At 52.7% G+C, this 13,506-nt stretch carries 13 protein-coding genes and 1 tRNA gene; 10 read left to right on the top strand and 4 right to left on the bottom strand.

The features are described from left to right. Window positions 1–25: 25 nt before the first annotated feature. From FGL10_RS06420 to FGL10_RS06395, 6 genes are all read left to right on the top strand, one after another. Window positions 26–1,444, top strand: coding sequence for a tetratricopeptide repeat protein (locus FGL10_RS06420; RefSeq protein WP_003710375.1), 1,419 nt, complete (start codon window positions 26–28; stop codon window positions 1,442–1,444). Between the two features lie 19 nt (window positions 1,445–1,463). Next, window positions 1,464–2,561: a response regulator gene (locus FGL10_RS06415; RefSeq protein WP_003710374.1), complete on the top strand. Its 1,098-nt coding sequence runs from the start codon at window positions 1,464–1,466 to the stop codon at window positions 2,559–2,561. Between the two features lie 11 nt (window positions 2,562–2,572). Beyond that, window positions 2,573–3,109: a GTP-binding protein gene (locus FGL10_RS06410; RefSeq protein WP_003710372.1), complete on the top strand. Its 537-nt coding sequence runs from the start codon at window positions 2,573–2,575 to the stop codon at window positions 3,107–3,109. Window position 3,110: 1 nt separating this feature from the next. Beyond that, on the top strand, window positions 3,111–3,755 hold the full coding sequence (locus FGL10_RS06405) for a hypothetical protein (RefSeq protein ID WP_003710371.1): 645 nt from the start codon (window positions 3,111–3,113) through the stop codon (window positions 3,753–3,755). A 20-nt stretch (window positions 3,756–3,775) separates the two neighbouring features. Further along, the gene (locus FGL10_RS06400; protein WP_003710368.1) at window positions 3,776–4,135 is read left to right on the top strand and encodes a roadblock/LC7 domain-containing protein; all 360 of its coding nucleotides are present in this window, start codon (window positions 3,776–3,778) and stop codon (window positions 4,133–4,135) included. A gap of 83 nt (window positions 4,136–4,218) precedes the next feature. Further along, window positions 4,219–4,294: transfer RNA gene (locus FGL10_RS06395), tRNA-Asn, on the top strand. 446 nt (window positions 4,295–4,740) lie between these two features. Here the strand turns inward: FGL10_RS06395 and pntB are convergent. The 3 genes from pntB to FGL10_RS06380 form a co-directional block, all read right to left on the bottom strand. Beyond that, entirely contained in the window at window positions 4,741–6,126 is a 1,386-nt protein-coding gene (pntB, locus tag FGL10_RS06390; protein WP_013448527.1) for a Re/Si-specific NAD(P)(+) transhydrogenase subunit beta, read from the bottom strand. Between the two features lie 65 nt (window positions 6,127–6,191). Further along, window positions 6,192–6,575: an MAPEG family protein gene (locus tag FGL10_RS06385; protein WP_003710363.1), complete on the bottom strand. Its 384-nt coding sequence runs from the start codon at window positions 6,573–6,575 to the stop codon at window positions 6,192–6,194. Between the two features lie 3 nt (window positions 6,576–6,578). Next, window positions 6,579–8,120 (bottom strand): Re/Si-specific NAD(P)(+) transhydrogenase subunit alpha, encoded by a 1,542-nt coding sequence (locus tag FGL10_RS06380; RefSeq protein ID WP_003710359.1) that lies wholly within the window; start codon window positions 8,118–8,120, stop codon window positions 6,579–6,581. 290 nt (window positions 8,121–8,410) lie between these two features. Here FGL10_RS06380 and serB point away from each other — a divergent pair, with 290 nt between their 5' ends. The 4 genes from serB (at window position 8,411) to FGL10_RS12070 (ending at window position 13,050) form a co-directional block, all read left to right on the top strand. Next, window positions 8,411–9,244, top strand: a complete 834-nt coding sequence (serB, locus tag FGL10_RS06370) for a phosphoserine phosphatase SerB (RefSeq protein ID WP_036475158.1) — start codon at window positions 8,411–8,413, stop codon at window positions 9,242–9,244. Between the two features lie 63 nt (window positions 9,245–9,307). Continuing rightward, the gene (locus FGL10_RS06365) at window positions 9,308–10,531 is read left to right on the top strand and encodes a chloride channel protein (RefSeq protein WP_003710352.1); all 1,224 of its coding nucleotides are present in this window, start codon (window positions 9,308–9,310) and stop codon (window positions 10,529–10,531) included. 165 nt (window positions 10,532–10,696) lie between these two features. Next, complete coding sequence (purH, locus tag FGL10_RS06360; RefSeq protein ID WP_003710350.1) at window positions 10,697–12,277, top strand: bifunctional phosphoribosylaminoimidazolecarboxamide formyltransferase/IMP cyclohydrolase; 1,581 nt, start codon at window positions 10,697–10,699, stop codon at window positions 12,275–12,277. A gap of 416 nt (window positions 12,278–12,693) precedes the next feature. Further along, window positions 12,694–13,050 carry a hypothetical protein gene (locus tag FGL10_RS12070; protein WP_155270586.1) on the top strand — a complete coding sequence of 119 codons (357 nt, stop codon included), beginning with the start codon at window positions 12,694–12,696 and terminating at the stop codon, window positions 13,048–13,050. A 299-nt stretch (window positions 13,051–13,349) separates the two neighbouring features. Here the strand turns inward: FGL10_RS12070 and FGL10_RS12065 are convergent, their stop codons facing one another. Continuing rightward, on the bottom strand, window positions 13,350–13,505 hold the full coding sequence (locus tag FGL10_RS12065; protein ID WP_155270585.1) for a hypothetical protein: 156 nt from the start codon (window positions 13,503–13,505) through the stop codon (window positions 13,350–13,352). Window position 13,506 lies beyond the last annotated feature (1 nt).

Here is a 13,506-nt window from a genome sequence, read left to right as displayed (position 1 = left end):
CTCGTTACGGTATCGGGAGTATCCTTTGGAAAACTCATTAATTATCGGTCTGGCACTGGCGGTATTGCTGGTGCTTTTGGTTATGCGTGCGAAGCAGGGTAAGAAAACACCGAAGCGCAAATCCCAAGGTGTCGGCAATACGCAGGGGCAGCCGCCCGGAAGCAATGATTCGGACTGGGTCGATCAGGTTGACCAATCGGTTTCAGACGGCGCGCAGACGGGATTTTCTTGGAATGAGAGTGCCGAAAACGCATCTGCCGCCGTATCCGCGCAAGAAGTCGATCCGCTGACGGAGTATCAGGTTTATAAGCAGTTCGGTTATCAGAGCAAGGCTGCCGAGTCTTTGGCTGCCTATCTGGACGGCATTCCGGATGGTGAAGCGAAACCTGAAAACCTTATCCGCGAGCTGCTCGATATCAATCTCGAAGTGGGGGATGTCGATGTTTTGGCAGACAATCTGCAAAAATACGGCAGACTGATTCCTTCCGAACTTTTGGCAAAATATATCGAACAGGCATTACAGCGCGATTCAAACCATTTGCGTATCCGCGTCTTGGCGGAAGAAGGTTTGGGATGGGGCATTCAGGAGATTGAAAAACGTGCGGAAGGCGGTTCTGCGACGGCAGCTTCCGCATCGCCCCCGCCGGATGCCGACGGTAAGGCTTATGGAGCCGAAGAAGTCAAGCGCATCCCGATTGTGCGGGGCAAAAAAGACGTGTCCGGAATCAGCCAAGAGGAAATCGGTGCGATTGCCGGTCTGGTCCGTGCCGATCAAGGTGCGAAAATCCTTAAAGACAAAGTCAGCTACGAAACGGCATCGAAACAATACGACCGTGCCATCCAAACTTCCGAAAAACCTGCAAACCTGATTATCGATGCGTTGAAACTCGATTACCAACACGCGGACATAGACCGTTTTGCCGGACATTTGTGGAAACTTTACCAAACGTTGGGCAATTACGGCAGGCAGGTTAAAGAGCGGATGCTGGGTTGGGGGTACAGCCTGGGTTACCATGAAGTTTTCGATGATTTGGAAAAGGGGCCGAACGACCAGCAAATCAAAGACATCGGTATGGGGCACGGGTATCTGCCGAAAAATATACAGAAATTCAAAGCGCAACATCGGGATTTGGTGCTTCAAGATTCTTCATTGATCAACACCGGTTCGTCTCCGGCAGACGATGCGGTTAAAGAAGTAGAGTCGTTACTGATGTATGGTCAGATTGAAGCGGCAATGGATGTGTTGGAGCAGGCGGTATTGAAATATCCCGACGAGTCCCAGCTTTATATTACGTTGATCGATATTTATGAACGTACTGAAGATTGGGATAGGTTGGGGCAGTTTTTAAGGGTATTGAGGGAACGTGCGGACAGGCTTCCTGAAGAGGTCGTTATGCTGATGAGCCGGCTGCTGCAGCGTATGAATCAAAATATAAAAAAATAAAACGGTACGGAAAATAAAAATGGAAGTTCAACTGCCGAAAATTAAAACAGTACACGTAATGTTGGCGGGGATGACGGCGCAGCAGGAATCCGTTTTCAAAATGGCATTCAAAATGCACAATACCACCCGTTATGAAACGGTATCCCCTTCAGACGGCAGTGTCGTGCCCGATTTGGTTTTGGCGGATACCGATGCCGAGGGCGGTTTTGAACTTTGGAAAGAGCTTGCCGAGCGTTATAAGGATATACCTGTCGCCGTCTGTTCGGAGAAAGTTCCCGATTCTGAAGTTCCCTACCTGCCCAAACCGATTCGGTTTGAAACATTGTTTCCTATGCTCCGCAAGTTGTTGCAGGGCGAGAATGTTTATGGGAAATCGTTTATTGCACCCGCAGACCGGTCGGCGAAAAACAACGGGAATGTGCAGCGTACGGTTACGATACGCCGGTTTAACCCGAATAAAGGATTATTGGGGGCGTTGCGGTTTGCGGAAAAGAACAGGCGGGACATCGCTATCTTGCATGGAAATAAGCCGGTCCTTATTGTTTTCCCCTCGATACAACGGGTTTTGCTGACAGAAAGTGTGCAAAAACTCGAAGAATTGTGCAAAGACGAAAATTTGCAGGTCAGTTGCAAGACTGTTCCCGATAACCCGCAATGGCGCGAAAAGGCTAAAGTAGGCATTATGTCCTGTATGTGGCAGTTTTCCATTTGGACGGCGCAGGGCAGGTTGATTTATCCGATTTCTCCCGATACTCCGTTTACGTTGAAATCTTGGCCAAACCTGACCCGGTTGGCAAATGTGCCGGGATCGATACGCTTGTCGGCATTTCTGACCAAGGCATCCGTCAACCTTAATGTGTTGTATAAAGTGATGCCTTTAAACCTCAATGATATTCTGAATTATCTTGCGGCAACCTATACAACCGGGTTTTTGTCGGTAGATTTAAAAACGGTTTCACAACAGGCATACTCCGATATGGCGGATAAAATAAATATCGGGGCCGATTCTGCCTCTGATAGTGAAATGGTGAAAAAAGCGGAAAAAATCACGACACCATCCCAATCCCAGCCGCGCGGCCTTCTTCAAAGGCTGATGAAAAAACTGTTGGGCAGCTAAGAGGCGGAGAGATGAGAGAAAATAAAATTATTTTCACAGGACCTGTCGGCGTAGGGAAGACCACTGCCATTGCGGCTATTTCGGACGAAGCACCCGTCCAGACCGATGCTTCCGCATCCGATATGACTTTGGATAGGAAAAGGAATACGACAGTGGCGATGGACTACGGGGTCATCAGCTTGGATGAGGATACCAAAGTCCATTTATATGGTACGCCCGGTCAGGAACGGTTCAACTTTATGTGGGAAATCTTAAGCCAAGGCAGTATGGGTTTGGTCTTGCTTTTAGATAATGCCAGAACCAACCCGTTGAAAGATTTGGAATTCTTTTTGCATTCGTTTCGAGGGCTGCTGGAGAAGGCACCCGTCGTTGTCGGTATTACCAAGATGGATATACGCTCTCAGCCCGGTATCGACGTGTATCACAAATATCTTGCAAAACATAATCTTAATGTTCCGGTTTTTGAAATTGATGCCCGTAAGGAAGATGACGTAAAGCAATTGGTTAGCGCAATGTTATTTTCTATTGATCCGGGACTGGAGGTTTAATATGGAATCAACACTTTCACTACAAGCAAATTTATATCCCCGCCTGACTCCTGCCGGTGCATTTTATGCCGTATCCAGCGATACCCCCAGTGCCGGTAAAACCTTGTTGCACAGCCTGTTGAAAGCGGATGCGGACGAAGTGGTCAGCAGTGAGAAGCTGCTCGCCTGGGCGGACACCGCCGACATCGATACCGCTTTGAACCTGTTGTACCGTTTGCAAAAACTCGAATTCCTCTATGGCGATGAAAACGGTCATTCAGACGGCATCAATCTGTCGGACGAGCAATTGCCGTTGCTGATGGAACAATTGTCCGGCAGTGGTAAGGCATTATTGGTCGATCGGAACGGCCTGTATCTTGCCAATGCCAATTTCCATCATGAGGCGGCGGAAGAGTTGGGGTTGCTGGCGGCAGAAGTCGCACAGATGGAAAAGAAACACCGGCTGCTGATTAAGAACAACCTGTATATCAACAATAACGCTTGGGGCGTTTGCGACCCTTCCGGTCAGAGCGAATTGACATTTTTCCCATTGTATATCGGTTCAACCAAATTTATTTTGGTCATCGGCGGTATTCCGGACTTGAGCAAAGAGGCATTTGTTACTTTGGTCAGGATTTTATACCGCCGTTACAGTAACCGTGTGTAAAACTTGGGATAGGAGGGTTTATGCAGCAATTATTAATTTCGGTTTTGGAAGACTTGAACAACACATCTCCGGATATTGTCGCATCTGCCGTTATCTCAACCGACGGATTGCCGATGGCGACAATGCTTCCTTCACATTTGAATTCAGACAGGGTAGGGGCGATTTCTGCCACGTTGCTTGCTTTAGGCAGCCGTTCGGTGCAAGAACTCGCCTGCGGGGAATTGGAACAAGTGATGATTAAAGGAAAATCAGGCTATATCCTTTTAAGTCAGGCGGGTAAAGATGCCGTGTTGGTGCTGATGGCAAAAGAAACCGGCAAACTTGGTTTAATCCTATTGGATGCCAAACGGGCGGCAAGACATATTGCAGAAGCCATATAAGGTTTGCGGGTTTGCGATAGGGTTCGGTTGTTTGTTTATTTTTATTGACATAACCGATATTATCGGTTAGTATTAAAAACTATTCCCCGATAGCTCAGTCGGTAGAGCGACGGACTGTTAATCCGCAGGTCCCTGGTTCGAGCCCAGGTCGGGGAGCCAAATTTTAAAACCCTCTAAGTATCGCTTAGAGGGTTTTGTTTTACCGGCAGTCAGAAACGCATTTTTGAGATGATTGTTTTGAGATGGGATGAAACTTTTGCAAAACCCCTTTTGTGATGGTTATAGTGAATTAACAAAAACCGGTACGGCGTTGCCTCGCCTTAGCTCAAAGAGAACGATTCTCTAAGGTGCTCAAGCACCAAGTGAATCGGTTCCGTACTATCTGTACTGTCTGCAGCTTCGCCGCCTTGTCCTGATTTTTGTTAATCCACTATATTTGTTTCGTTGATTTTGTGTCAGTTTCAGATGGGGTGCTTATTCGGACGGGCCGTCTGAAAATGTTTGCCCCAATGCAAAAAATCACTGCAAACCTTCACAAACGGGGTTTGCAGTGATTTTTTCAAATCAAACAGATTTAAAACCTGCGCCGAATTGTTCAGACGGCATTATTTTTTCAATTCCGCCAAAATCCCGTCCACGGTTTTTTTCGCATCTCCGAAACACATTACGCTGTTTTCGTTGAAGAACAGCGGGTTTTGTACGCCTGCGTAGCCGGTGTTCATCGAGCGTTTGAAGACGACGACTTCTTTTGCCTTCCATACTTCTAAAACCGGCATACCCGCAATCGGGCTGTTCGGGTCGGTTTGGGCGGCAGGGTTGACGGTGTCGTTCGCACCAATCACTAAGACCACATCGGTTTCGGGGAAGTCGTCGTTGATTTCGTCCATTTCCAAAACGATGTCGTAGGGGACTTTGGCTTCGGCGAGCAGTACGTTCATATGACCGGGCAGACGGCCGGCGACGGGGTGGATGCCGAAGCGCACTTCGGTGCCGTTTTTACGCAAAAGTTCGGTGATTTCGGCAACGGGGTATTGCGCTTGTGCGACTGCCATACCGTAGCCCGGGGTAATGATGACACTGTTTGCGCCTTTCAGCATTTCGGCAACATCGGCAGCTTTGACTTCCCGGTATTCCCCTATCTCTTGGCTGCCGGAAGATGCCGCGCTGCTGTCGCTGCCGAAACCGCCGGCAATCACGGAAACAAACGACCGGTTCATGGCTTTGCACATAATGTAGGACAGAATCGCGCCGCTTGAGCCGACCAGAGCGCCGGTAACGATGAGCAGGTCGTTGGAGAGCATAAAGCCTGCCGCTGCTGCCGCCCAGCCGGAGTAGGAGTTGAGCATAGATACGACCACGGGCATATCTGCGCCGCCGATGGAGGCAACCAAGTGCCAGCCGAATGCGAGGGCGATCAGAGTCATTATCAGCAGGATGAAGCCGCTGCCGTCAATGCCGACAAATACGAGCAGCAGTACAAACGATACGGCGAGCGCCAGCGCGTTGAGCTTGTGTTTGGCGGGCAGTTGCAGCGGGCTGCTGCTGATTTTGCCGTTGAGCTTGCCGAATGCGACCAGCGAGCCGGTAAAGGTTACCGCGCCGATGAAAATGCCCAAATAGACTTCGATCAGATGGATGGTGTGCATATCGTGTGCGACGTTGCCCGGCGCGATATAGCTGTTGAAGCCGACCAAAACCGCCGCCAAGCCCACGAAGCTGTGCAGCAGGGCAATCAGTTCGGGCATTTCGGTCATTTCTACTTTTTTGGCTTTGTAGATGCCGATTGCCGCGCCGATGAGCATAGCGATGATAATCCAGCCCAGTCCATGGGTATTGTCGGAAAAGACCGTTACGAAGAGGGCGACCGCCATACCGGCGATACCGGAATAGCAGCCCTGCTTGGCGGTTTCCTGCTTGGACAGCCCCGCCAGCGAGAAGATAAATAAAATTGCGGCAACGATATACGCCGCTGTTACGAGTCCTGAAGACATAGAAATTCTCCGATTTTCGATGATTTGTTTTTGATGCCGTCTGAACTGTTCAGACGGCATCTGTTTTAAGCAGCCGCGACAAACAGTCCGACGGTGCAGGCAAATCCGCCTGCCCACATCAGTGAGCGCATAGCGGCTTTGTCGGCGATATAGCACCAGATAAAGGCGAGGCGGAACAGGATGAACAGACCGGCAAGCGTGTTGATGGTCGATTGCTCCGCATTGCCGGTTGCGTGTGCCGTCAAAACGGCGGCGGCAAACGGTGCAAAGGCTTCAAAACCGTTTTGCTGTGCGGCGTGGGCACGGGCGGCTGCGCCTTGCGTATGCGCCAGAAAATCGCGCGGATTGTGGTTGTCTTTAAACCGGAATCCGCCCGCTTTTTTGGCATACGCCGCACAAAAAAGCGGCAATAGGCAGGCAATCAGAATACACCAATAGGCGAAAGTCATGCTTTATCCTTTCCTAAACATATTCAACATGCGGCGCGTCACAAAGAAGCCGCCGAAGATGTTGATGCCGGCAATCAGGATGGCGATGAAGGCAAGCAGGGTCACGAAACTGTTGCCTTGGCTGATTTGCAGCAGTGCGCCGACGACGATGATGCCGGAGATGGCGTTGGTTACCGACATCAGCGGTGTGTGCAGCGAGTGGCTGACGTTCCAGACGACGTAGTAGCCGATGACGCAGGCGAGGACGAACACGATAAAGTGGTTCAGGAATGCTGCGGGTGCGACCGCGCCGACCCACAGCACCAATACGGCGGCGATGACGGCGGGCGCGAGTTTTTTCCACAGAGGAACGGGTTTCGGTTCGGGCTTGGCGGCAGGCGCGGCTTTTTCAGACGGCGTTTGCTGCGGTTGGGCGGAAACTTGAATCGGCGGAGGCGGGAAGGTGATTTCGCCGTCGCGGGTAACGGTCATATTGCGGATGATTACGTCTTCAAAATCCAGCGTGATTTCGCCGTCTTTGTTCGGGCTTAACAGCTTGGTCAGGTTGACCAGGTTGGTGGCGTAAAGCTGGGAAGACTGTCCGGCAAGGCGGTTTGCCATGTCGGTGTAGCCGATGATTTTCACGCCGTTGCCAGTTACGGACAATTCGCCCGGTTTGGTGAGTTCGCAGTTGCCGCCCGTCGCCGCCGCCAAATCGACGATGACGGAGCCGGGTTTCATGCTTTCGACCATTTCTTTGGTAATCAGCTTGGGCGCGGGTTTGCCCGGAATGGCGGCGGTGGTGATGATGATGTCCACTTCTTTCGCCTGCTCGGCAAAGAGTTTCATCTCGGCGGCGATAAATTCGTCGCTCATCACTTTGGCGTAGCCGTCGCCGCTGCCGCCCGATTCTTGCGGGAAGTCGAGTTTCAGGAACTTACCGCCCATCGATTCGATTTGTTCCGCCACTTCCAAGCGGGTATCGAACGCGCGCACCACTGCGCCGAGCGAGTTTGCCGTACCGATCGCCGCCAAACCTGCCACACCTGCACCAATCACCAAAACCTGCGCGGGCGGCACTTTGCCGGCGGCAGTGATTTGACCGGTGAAGAAACGCCCGAAGGCGTTGGCGGCTTCAATCACGGCGCGGTAGCCGCTGATGTTTGCCATCGAAGACAAAGCGTCCAAAGCCTGCGCGCGGGAAATACGGGGCACCATGTCCATCGCCAGCGCGTTGACTTTCTTGGCGCGCAAGGCTTCGACCAAAGCCTCGTTTTGGCGCGGCCACAGGAAGCTGACGATGGTTTGACCTTCGTTCAAAAGCGGCAGCTCGCCTTCGGACGGCGCGTTGACCTTATAAATCAAAGGGCAGGCCCAAACCGTTGCTTTGTCGGCAACGGTCGCGCCTGCCGCTTGGTAAGCGGCATCATCCAAACTTGCCGCCAAACCTGCGCCGCTTTCGACAACGGTTTCAAAGCCCAGTTTGCCCAGCAGGGCGACGGTGGCGGGCGTGCAGGCGACACGGGTTTCGCCGGATAATGACTCGCGTGGGATACCGATTTTCATCTCTGAATCCTTTTTCGGGTTGTTTATATGTATCGTGGGTTAAATTTAAATCGGGGCAGGGCGGAGCAACGCCGTACCGGTTTAAAGCCGATTCACTTCAAATGTTAATATATTTTAGATAATCCCCTTATAACGAATTTTCATCAGGCTGGCAATAGTTGCGGCATTTTCCCGTGTTGTCCGACACAATACTGCCGTTTGCGTTTGAAGTCATTTTCCGATTGCAGTCCCGCCCGCCGTAACATTCTTTGCCGTTTCACTATATAATCCGCATTTTTTGAGCCGCCGTTATGCCGCAAGCCCTCGTCCTCCAATTTCCCTCCGCCGAAGCCCTGCCTTCCGACTTCCTTTCCCGCCTTCCCGAACCTGATTGTGCCGATGAAAAGCGTATGCGTTTTATTGTTGAAGAAGGGTTTTTTTTAAGCGAAAAAGACGCGGCGTTGCTTGGCAGCCGTCAAATCGACCACGCCGTGTTGCCGGATATGGATTTCGACGAACTCGGTTTGATTGTCAGCGATATGGATTCGACGCTGATTACCATCGAATGCGTCGATGAAATTGCGGCAGGCGTGGGTTTAAAAGACAAGGTAGCGGAAATTACCGAGCGTTCGATGCGCGGCGAACTCGATTTCGAACAGTCTTTACGCAGCCGCGTCGCCCTGTTGGCGAGATTGGACGAACGGGTTTTGGCGGACGTTTATGAAAACGTTTTGAAGCTCTCGCCCGGTGCGGAATTTTTGTTGGACGAATGCAAAAGGCACAATGTGAAATTTCTGCTGGTGTCGGGCGGCTTCACGTTTTTTACCGAACGTCTGCAACAACGCCTCGGCTTCGAATACCAGCACGCCAATGTTTTGGAAATTGAAAACGGCAGGCTGACCGGCCGTCTGAAAGGCAGAATCATCGACGCGCAGGCAAAGGCGGATTTGTTGCGCGAATACCGCAGCCGCCTCGGATTGCAGCCGCATCAGGTGTTGGCGGTGGGCGACGGTGCGAACGATATTCCGATGCTCAAAGAAGCGGGCATAGGCGTGGCTTACCGTGCCAAACCGAAAGCGCGGGCAGCCGCCGATGCCTGTATCAACTTCGGCGGTTTGGAGCGTGTACGCGGCCTGTTCGGATAGGCGGATAGGAAACGAATGCCGTCTGAAAGGTTTTCAGACGGCATTTGAACGGCAGGAACGACAGTGGGACGCAGAAAATTTTGGTTTGCCCTGGCAGCAGCAGGCGTTATCGGCGGTTTGGTCGGCATTGTGCTGACGGAACTGATGCACTTCATACAGCATACGGCATACGGTTATGGCGCGGACGGCGTGTACACTTCGTTCCGCGAAGGCGTGGCCCGTGCTTCGGAAGGGCGGCGTTTGGGCGTATTGATTCTGTGCGGTATGTTGGCAGGCGGCGGCTGGTGGTTGCTCAAACGTTTCGGCAAGCCGCAAATCGGAATCAAGGTGGCATTGAAGCAGCCGTTGCAGGGGCTGCCGTTTCTGACGACGGTTTTCCACGTTCTGCTGCAAATCATAACGGTCGGACTCGGTTCACCGCTCGGACGGGAAGTTGCGCCGCGTGAAATGACTGCCGCGTTTGCTTTTGTCGGCGGCAGGAGGTTGGGTTTGGACGAAGACGAAATGCGGCTGCTGATTGCTTGCGCCTCGGGCGCGGGTTTGGCGGCGGTGTATAACGTGCCGCTCGCCTCTACGCTGTTTATCCTCGAAGCGATGTTGGGCGTGTGGACGCAGCAGGCCGCCGCCGCCGCGTTGCTGACTTCGGTCATTGCCACCGCCGTCGCGCGCATCGGCTTAGGCGACGTGCAGCAATATCATCCCGCCAACCTTGCCGTAAACACCTCATTACTTTGGTTTTCCGCCGTCATCGGCCCGATACTGGGCGCAACGGCGGTATATTTCCGGCGCAGTGCCGAAAAGTTCCCCTTCCTCAAGCGCGACAATCCGAGAATTATTCCTTTGGCGATTGCTTTGTTTGCACTCATCGGCGCGATTGCCGTTTGGTTTCCCGAAATTTTGGGCAACGGCAAAGCAGGCAACCAACTGACCTTTGGCGGATTGACCGACTGGCAACACAGCCTTGAGCTGACCGCCGTCAAATGGCTGGTTGTCTTGATGGCGTTGGCGGCAGGCGCATACGGCGGACTGATTACGCCGTCTATGATGCTCGGCAGCACCATTTCTTTTGCAGCCGCCGCCGCGTGGAACAGCGTTTTCCCCGAAATGCCGTCTGAAAGCGCGGCAGTCGTCGGCACCGCCGTTTTCCTCGGCGTTTCCCTCAATATGCCGCTGACCGCCGCCGTCTTTATTTTGGAACTCACCTACGCCCCCGCCGCTTTGTTGATGCCTTTATGTACGGGTATGGCGGGCGCGGTATGGACGGCAAGGAAAATGGGATGTAAATAACCGAAAGGCAAAATGCCGTCTGAAACCGGTTTTCAGACGGCATTCCTTTGGGGGATTGTCAACAATATCTGCAAAAACCTACTGCCGGAAAGTGGAAAATAGCGGATAATACCGCCCCGACAACATTACCGTTTCCCATCCCAACGTCAGAAAAAGGAAATCCCTATGCCTTCCATCAAACGCGCCCTGATCAGCCTGTCCGACAAGACGGGCGCAGTCGAATTTGCCCAAACCCTGACCAAGCTCGGTGTCGAAATCCTCTCCACCGGCGGCACGGCGAAGCTGCTTGCCGATGCGGGCGTTCCCGTGATTGAAGTTGCCGACTACACCGGTTTCCCCGAAATGCTCGACGGCCGCGTGAAAACGCTGCATCCGAAAATCCACGGCGGTATTTTGGGCCGGCGCGATTTGGACGAACACGTCGCCAAGATGGAAGAACACGGCATCGGCAACATCGACCTCGTGTGCGTCAATCTTTACCCCTTCGCCGCCACCATCGCCAAACCAAACTGCACACTGGAAGACGCGATTGAAAACATCGACATCGGCGGCCCGACTATGGTGCGCTCCGCCGCGAAAAACTGGAAACACGTCGCCATCGTTACCGACCCCGCCGACTTCCCCGCCATCGCCGCCGAAATGGAAGCCAACGGCGGCGCATTGAGCGACAAAACCCGTTTCAACCTTTCGCGCAAAGCGTTCAGCCACACCGCCGAATACGACGGTATGATTTCCAACTACCTGACCTCGCTTTCAGACGGCGTTTTGAGCGGAGAGCCCGAAATCGCCGGATTCCCCGGCCGGTTCAACCAAAGCTGGATTAAAGTACAAGACATGCGCTATGGCGAAAATCCGCACCAGTGCGCCGCGTTCTACCGCGATATTCACCCCGCCGCCGGCAGCCTCGCCGCCTACAAACAGCTGCAAGGTAAAGAATTGTCGTACAACAACATCGCCGATGCCGATGCCGCTTGGGAAGCCGTCAAATCCTTCGACGCGCCCGCCTGCGTGATTGTGAAACACGCCAATCCGTGCGGCGTTGCCGTTGCAGCCGATACCTTGACCGCCTACAAGCTCGCCTACGCCACCGACACCACCAGCGCGTTCGGCGGCATCATCGCCTTCAACCGCGAAGTAGACGGTGCAACCGTCAAACACATTACCGACAATCAGTTTATGGAAGTCCTGATGGCGCCGAAGTTCACCGCCGAAGCCCTCGAAATCGCCGCCGCCAAGAAAAACGTGCGCGTATTGGAAGTGCCTCTTGAAGCAGGCGCAAACCGCTTCGAACTCAAACGCGTCGGCGGCGGACTGTTGGTGCAAACGCCCGACGTTCACCGCATCAGCCGCGCCGATTTGAAAGTCGTCTCCAAACGCCAACCGACCGAGCAGGAATGGAACGATTTGCTGTTCGTCTGGAACGTCGCAAAATACGTCAAATCCAACGCCATCGTGTTCGGTAAAGGCGGTCAAACTTACGGCATCGGTGCAGGCCAAATGAGCCGCGTGGACAGCACCCGCATCGCCGCCCGCAAAGCGCAGGACGCCAATTTCGACCTCAACGGCGCGTGTGCCGCATCCGATGCCTTCTTCCCCTTCCGCGACGGCGTGGATGTGATTGCCGAACAGGGCATTAAAGCCATCATCCATCCGGCAGGTTCGATGCGCGATCAAGAAGTCTTCGACGCGGCAGACGAACACGGTATCGCCATGGTCGTAACCGGCATCCGTCATTTCCGCCATTAAGGCAGATGAACAAGGCAATGCCGTCTGAAGGGCTTTCAGACGGCATTTTTTGCGCCTTGCCGTAATTCTGAAACCCGTCATTCCCGCGAAAGCGGGAATCTAGACCGTTCGGTTTCGGTTTTTTTGAGGTTTCGGGTAATTTCTAAATCGTCCTCCCCGCGAAAAACAGAAAATCAAAATACGAAGGTAGGAATGACGGCGGGGGGATTTCTGTTTTTTTGATAACGCCATAACTTTGAAATTCGTCATTCCCGCGAAAGCGGGAATCCGGAAACGCAACAGGAATTTATCGGAAATAACTGAAACCGAACGGACTAGATTCCCGCCTGCGCGGGAATGACGGGAAACGGCAGCGATTTATCGGAAATAACCGAAATCCCCGCCGCCGTCATTCCCACGAAAGTGGGAATCTAGGAATGAAAAGCAGCAGGAATTTATCGGAAAGGGCTGAAGTACAACGAGCTTGGATTCCCGCCTGCGCGGGAATGACGGGAAACGGCGGCGATTTATCGGAAATAACCGAAACCCACCGCCGTCATTCCCACGAAAGTGGGAATCTAGGAATGAAAAGCAGCAGGAATTTATCGGAAAGGGCTGAAGTCCAACGAGCCTGGATTCCCGCCTGCGCGGGAATGACGGTTTGGAAGTTGCCCGAAATCCAAAAAAAAACCGAAACCGGACAGGATAGACGCTTACAAAAACAGAAAATCAAAAACAGAAATCTAAAATCGCGTCATTCCCACGAAAGTGGGAATCCGGAAATGCAACGTTAAAGCAATTTATCGGCAATGGCTGGAGCTCAAAAAACCGGATTCCCGCCTGCGCGGGAATGACGGGAAACGGCGGCGATTTATCGGAAATAACCGAAACCCACCGCCGTCATTCCCACGAAAGTGGGAATCTAGGAATGAAAAGCAGCAGGAATTTATCGGAAAGGGCTGAAGTCCAACGAGCCTGGATTCCCGCCTGCGCGGGAATGACGGGATTTTAGGATGAAGATGGTGGGAGCCGGCGGGCCGAAGCCCGCCCTGCGCAACTGTTTTTGCGGGAATAACGTTTCTGTTTTCATCCGCTATAAATGCCGTCTGAAGCCTGTTTGGCGTTTCAGACGGCATCGGGCTTTTTGTGCATTTGCCGCAAAACGGATTGGTATTTGCTTGCGGCAAGATGAAAACGGTGCGGGATGTTTTGGGAAACAAATGCCGTCTGAAGGGCTTTCAGACGGCATT

The sequence above is a fragment of the Neisseria lactamica genome, from assembly GCF_901482445.1.
Classification (GTDB): Bacteria; Pseudomonadota; Gammaproteobacteria; order Burkholderiales; family Neisseriaceae; genus Neisseria; species Neisseria lactamica.
Note: the sequence above shows the minus strand (reverse complement) of the source record. Positions and strands in the feature narration are given on the sequence as shown.

Bases quoted from the DNA above. Each gene is read 5' to 3' on its own strand.
- FGL10_RS06415 (WP_003710374.1), top strand. From the start codon at position 1,464: ATGGAAGTTCAACTGCCGAAAATTAAAACAGTACACGTAATGTTGGCG.
- FGL10_RS06410 (WP_003710372.1), top strand. From the start codon at position 2,573: ATGAGAGAAAATAAAATTATTTTCACAGGACCTGTCGGCGTAGGGAAG.
- FGL10_RS06405 (WP_003710371.1), top strand. From the start codon at position 3,111: ATGGAATCAACACTTTCACTACAAGCAAATTTATATCCCCGCCTGACT.
- FGL10_RS06400 (WP_003710368.1), top strand. From the start codon at position 3,776: ATGCAGCAATTATTAATTTCGGTTTTGGAAGACTTGAACAACACATCT.
- pntB (WP_013448527.1), bottom strand. From the start codon at position 6,126: ATGTCTTCAGGACTCGTAACAGCGGCGTATATCGTTGCCGCAATTTTA.
- FGL10_RS06385 (WP_003710363.1), bottom strand. From the start codon at position 6,575: ATGACTTTCGCCTATTGGTGTATTCTGATTGCCTGCCTATTGCCGCTT.
- FGL10_RS06380 (WP_003710359.1), bottom strand. From the start codon at position 8,120: ATGAAAATCGGTATCCCACGCGAGTCATTATCCGGCGAAACCCGTGTC.
- serB (WP_036475158.1), top strand. From the start codon at position 8,411: ATGCCGCAAGCCCTCGTCCTCCAATTTCCCTCCGCCGAAGCCCTGCCT.
- purH (WP_003710350.1), top strand. From the start codon at position 10,697: ATGCCTTCCATCAAACGCGCCCTGATCAGCCTGTCCGACAAGACGGGC.
- FGL10_RS12070 (WP_155270586.1), top strand. From the start codon at position 12,694: ATGAAAAGCAGCAGGAATTTATCGGAAAGGGCTGAAGTACAACGAGCT.
- FGL10_RS12065 (WP_155270585.1), bottom strand. From the start codon at position 13,505: ATGCCGTCTGAAAGCCCTTCAGACGGCATTTGTTTCCCAAAACATCCC.